This is a genomic window from Mycobacterium interjectum (genome assembly GCF_900078675.2).
Classification (GTDB): domain Bacteria; phylum Actinomycetota; class Actinomycetes; order Mycobacteriales; family Mycobacteriaceae; genus Mycobacterium; species Mycobacterium interjectum.
Genome location: NZ_LT546237.1, coordinates 2,710,531 through 2,714,937 on the forward strand (window position 1 = coordinate 2,710,531; position 4,407 = coordinate 2,714,937).

The 4,407-nt window shown below is 67.1% G+C and carries 3 protein-coding genes; all 3 read left to right on the forward strand.

Annotated features, from left to right (window positions below; translation table 11 throughout):
- Positions 1 to 1,598: alpha-1,4-glucan--maltose-1-phosphate maltosyltransferase (locus BN4348_RS47395; protein ID WP_066914661.1), on the forward strand; the 1,598-nt coding region annotated here is incomplete at its 5' end.
- A gap of 5 nt (positions 1,599 to 1,603) precedes the next feature.
- On the forward strand, positions 1,604 to 3,799 hold the full coding sequence (glgB, locus tag BN4348_RS47400) for a 1,4-alpha-glucan branching protein GlgB (protein ID WP_066914662.1): 2,196 nt from the start codon (positions 1,604 to 1,606) through the stop codon (positions 3,797 to 3,799).
- Positions 3,800 to 3,956: 157 nt separating this feature from the next.
- Positions 3,957 to 4,407 (forward strand): PE family protein (locus tag BN4348_RS47405; RefSeq protein ID WP_084454282.1); only part of this gene is annotated, 451 nt, incomplete at its 3' end.

A 4,407-nucleotide genomic window follows, 5' to 3' on the forward strand; every position in this document is an offset into this window, starting at 1 on the left:
GGGCGCGCCGCGATCCGCTGCTGGCGGCCGCCGAGTCGTTGCGGGCCCCCGGGGACCCGGTCACCCGCACCGCGCTGGCCCTGAGCCCTGGCATCGAAGAGCTTTTGGCTGCTTACCCGTTGCGGGACCTGGTCACCCGGGGCGAACAGTTCGGGGTGTGGGTCGACCGGCCGCTGGCCCGCTTCGGCGCGTGGTACGAGATGTTCCCCCGCTCGACCGGCGGGTGGGACAAGAACGGCAAGCCCGTGCACGGCACGTTCGCCACCGCGGCGGCCCAGCTTCCGCGGATCGCCGACATGGGCTTCGACGTCGTCTACCTGCCGCCCATCCACCCGATCGGCAAGGTACACCGCAAGGGCCGCAACAACTCCCCCACCGCCGCCCCCGGCGACGTGGGATCTCCGTGGGCGATCGGCAGCGACGAGGGCGGCCACGACGCGGTCCACCCCGACCTGGGCACCATCGACGACTTCGACGACTTCGTCGCCGCGGCACGCGATCTGGGCCTGGAGGTGGCCCTGGACCTGGCGCTGCAATGCGCGCCCGACCACCCGTGGGCCCGCGAACATCGGCAGTGGTTCACCGAGTTACCGGACGGAACCATCGCGTACGCGGAGAACCCGCCCAAGAAGTATCAGGACATCTATCCGATCAACTTCGACAACGATCCCGCGGGTCTCTACGACGAGGTGCTCCGGGTGGTCCGGCACTGGATCGACCACGGCGTCAAGTTCTTTCGGGTCGACAACCCGCACACCAAGCCCCCGGACTTCTGGGCCTGGCTGATCGGCCAGGTCAAAGACGCCGACCCCGATGTGCTGTTCTTGTCCGAGGCCTTCACCCCGCCGGCCCGCCAGTACGGCCTGGCCAAGCTCGGCTTCACGCAGTCCTACAGCTACTTCACGTGGCGCACGGCCAAGTGGGAGCTCACCGAATTCGGCAACGACATCGCCGCATTCGCCGACTTCCGGCGGCCGAACCTGTTCGTCAACACCCCCGACATCCTGCACGCGGTGCTGCAGCACCACGGTCCCGGCATGTTCGCCATCCGCGCTGTGCTGGCGGCGACCATGGGCCCGGCGTGGGGCGTCTACTCCGGCTACGAGCTGTTCGAGCACCGCGCGGTGCGCGAAGGCAGCGAGGAGTACCTGGATTCCGAGAAGTACGAGCTGCGGCCTCGCGACTATCAGCGCGCGCTCGCCGAGGGCAGGTCGCTCGAGCCGTTCATCAAGCAACTCAACACGATTCGCCGCCTGCATCCCGCGCTGCAACAACTGCGCACGATGCACTTCCACGGCGTCGACAACGACGCGCTGCTGGCTTACAGCAAGTTCGACCCGGCCACCGGCGACTGCGTGCTGGTCGTGGTGACGCTCAACGCGTTCGGGCCCGAGGAAGCGACGCTGTGGTTGGACATGGCCGCATTGGGTATGGAGCCCTATGAGCGGTTTTGGGTGCGCGATGAGATCACGGGTCAGGAATTTCAATGGGGGCAATCGAACTACATACGCCTCGACCCATCGCGGGCGGTCGCGCACATCATCAACATGCCGCTCATACCGTACGAATCCCGAATCACGCTGCTGCGTAGGAGGTGACGGCTTTGAGCCGAACCGACGAACTCGCCGGACTAGACCTGGCGCCCGACCCGGCGGACTTGGCGCGGCTGGTGGCGGGCGCGCATTACAACCCGCACGGCATCCTGGGGGCCCATGAGTACGGCGACCACACCGTCATCCGCGCGCTGCGACCGCACGCGCGCGACGTCGTCGCGCTGGTCGGTGGTGACCGGTTCCCGTTGCGGCACATCGAATCCGGCCTGTTCGCGGTGGCGCTGCCGTTCGTCAACCTCATCGACTACCGGCTGGAAGTGACCTACGAGGGTTCCGACCCGCACGTCGTCGCCGACGCCTACCGCTTCCTGCCCACCCTGGGTGAAGTCGACCTCCATCTCTTCGGCGAGGGCCGCCACGAACGGCTCTGGGAAGCCCTGGGCGCTCATCCCCGCTCGTTCACCACGGCCGACGGCGCGGTGAACGGGGTGTCGTTCGCGGTGTGGGCGCCCAACGCCAAGGGCGTTAGCCTGATCGGCGAGTTCAACGGCTGGACCGGCAACGAGGCGCCCATGCGGGTGCTGGGCTCCTCCGGGGTGTGGGAGTTGTTCTGGCCCGATTTTCCGGTGGACGGACTGTACAAGTTCCGCGTGCACGGCGCCGACGGCGTGGTGACCGAGCGGGCCGATCCGATGGCATTCGCCACCGAGGTGCCGCCGCACACCGCGTCGCGGGTGACGCGCAGCAGCTACACCTGGGAGGACGCCGACTGGATGACGCGGCGCGCGCAGCGCAACCCGGTGTTCGAGCCGATGAGCACGTACGAGGTGCACCTGGGGTCCTGGCGGCCCGGGCTGAGCTACCGCCAGCTCGCCCGCGAGCTGACCGATTACGTCGTGGAGCAGGGGTTCACCCATGTGGAGCTGCTGCCGGTCGCCGAGCACCCGTTCGCCGGCTCGTGGGGCTACCAGGTGACGTCGTATTACGCGCCCACGTCGCGCTTTGGCACGCCCGACGACTTCCGGGGGCTGGTCGACGCCCTGCACCAGGCCGGTATCGGCGTGATCGTGGACTGGGTGCCGGCGCACTTCCCGAAGGACGCCTGGGCGCTCGGCCGCTTCGACGGCACCCCCCTCTACGAGCACGCCGACCCCAAGCGCGGGGAGCAACTCGACTGGGGGACCTACGTCTTCGACTTCGGCCGCGCGGAGGTGCGCAACTTCCTGGTGGCCAATGCGTTGTATTGGCTCGAGGAGTTCCACATCGACGGCCTGCGGGTGGACGCGGTCGCGTCGATGCTTTACCTCGACTACTCGCGCCCGGAGGGTGGTTGGACGCCGAACGCCTACGGCGGCCGGGAGAACCTGGAGGCGGTGCAGTTCCTGCAGGAGATGAACGCCACGGCGCACAAGGCCGCGCCCGGCATCGTCACCGTCGCCGAGGAGTCGACATCCTGGCCTGGTGTAACCCGGCCGACGAACCTTGGCGGCCTCGGCTTTTCGATGAAGTGGAACATGGGCTGGATGCATGACACGCTCGACTACATCAGCCGCGACCCGATCTACCGCAGCTTCCACCACCACGAGATGACCTTCTCGATGCTGTACGCGTTCAGCGAGAACTACGTGCTGCCGCTCAGCCACGACGAGGTGGTGCACGGCAAGGGGACGCTGTGGGGTCGGATGCCGGGCAACAACCACGTCAAGGCCGCGGGGCTGCGCAGCCTGCTCGCCTACCAATGGGCGCACCCGGGCAAGCAATTGTTATTCATGGGACAAGAATTCGGCCAGCGCGCCGAGTGGTCCGAGCAGGGCGGTTTGGATTGGTGGCAGCTCGACGAACAGGGCTTCTCCAACGGCGTCCTGCGCCTAGTGCGCGACATCAACGAGATTTACCGCAGCCACCCGGCCCTGTGGAGCCAAGACACCATTCCCGATGGCTATTCGTGGATCGACGCCAACGATTCCGCCAACAACGTGTTGAGTTTCCTCCGATATGGAAACGACGGCTCGGTAATGGCGTGCGTATTCAATTTTGCGGGATCGGAGCACAGCGGTTACCGCCTCGGCCTGCCCTACGCCGGCCGTTGGCGCGAGGTGCTCAACACCGATGCGACCGTCTACAACGGCTCGGGGATCGGCAACATGGGCGGGGTCGACGCTACCGAGGACCCGTGGCACGGCCGCCCGGCTTCGGCAGTCCTGGTCCTGCCGCCCACCTCGGCGTTGTGGCTGGAACCCGAATAAAAAACGGTCCGCGGGACTTATACCCGCTGCATTGCGATAAGTAAAGCACCATTTAATCGCCTCTCTAGTAAAGCCGGCCTACTTTCCGAATTTCGGAAAGTCTGGATATGATCCAATCCCCAGGCGTCATCGTCGCCGTACTCGCTGGGAGGCATGCATGTCGTTCGTGTTCGCGGTACCAGAAATGGTTTCGGGGGCGGCGTCGGATTTGGCGAATATCGGGTCCACAATTAGCACGGCCAGCGCGACGGCGGCGGCGCCGACAACCGGAATGGTGGCCTCGGCCGCGGACGAGGTGTCGGCGAGCGTCGCGGCGTTCTTTTCCGCGCACGCCGCCCAGTACCAGGCGATCAGCGCGCAGGTGGAGGCCTTCCATTCGCAGTTCGTGCAGGCAGTCGCCTCGGGCGCGATGTCGTACGCCGCGGCCGAGGCCGCGAACGCGTCACCGTTGCAGGCCCTGGAGCAGCAGCTGCTCGCCGTGGTGAACACCCCCACCGAGCTGCTGCTGGGACGCCCGCTGATCGGCAACGGCGCCAACGGCGCGCCGGGCACCGGGGCGCCGGGCGGCGCCGGCGGGATCCTGTTGGGCAACGGCGGGTCCCGCGGGG